This is a genomic window from Stieleria mannarensis (genome assembly GCF_014154935.1).
GTDB lineage: Bacteria > Planctomycetota > Planctomycetia > Pirellulales > Pirellulaceae > Stieleria > Stieleria mannarensis.
This window is the reverse complement of sequence record NZ_JACEHH010000207.1, coordinates 1-573: the sequence shown is the minus strand read 5'-3', so window position 1 is coordinate 573 and position 573 is coordinate 1. Positions and strand designations below refer to the sequence as shown.

General features: G+C 56.5%; 1 protein-coding gene. It reads right to left on the bottom strand.

Annotated features, from left to right (window positions below):
* Positions 1 to 100: 100 nt before the first annotated feature.
* Positions 101 to 573 (bottom strand): hypothetical protein (locus tag H1B37_RS33085; RefSeq protein WP_220498505.1); only part of this gene is annotated, 473 nt, incomplete at its 5' end.

The following is a 573-nucleotide window of genomic DNA, read 5'->3' as shown; positions in this document are numbered from 1 at the left end:
CGAACGTCACGGATCACGCGGTCGCCGCGAGCGATCCTCCACTTCGATAACGACGACTCGGCGACTCGTCGTGCATCCGATTGTTCTGTGCTGTCTGCTGTCAGCCGATGCCACCGCCAACAAATCGACGATCTTGATCTAAGGTCACACAAACCAGTGCGTTGGGGATCAGATTATCGCAAGTGTACCAGAGTGTCGCCCCTTCTTCCGGCGTTGGGTAGAAGACGACGATGTGAGAAAGACGCATTCGCGAAGCAAACTCGGTGACGGGCGTTGGGGGGATACCATTTCGGAGTGCAATGTGGAATTGCCGGACATCAGCAGCGGCGTAGCGGCGGTACCTAGCGTCGTTGGCAGGCAGTGCAGACACGATTGCACGGACGTATGTGAGTGTGTCGTCAAGCGGTTCATCAGCGAAGAAGGTCACCGGGACAGGCCCAGCAGAATCTAACCTGATGGAAGCTTCGAACGTCGCATCGTCAGCGCTGCGACGTGTGCATCGACCGAGAACATCGTCATTCAACATTGTGCTGTTGATCAGTTGATGCGTCCCGGTAACCAATGGAGCTGGCG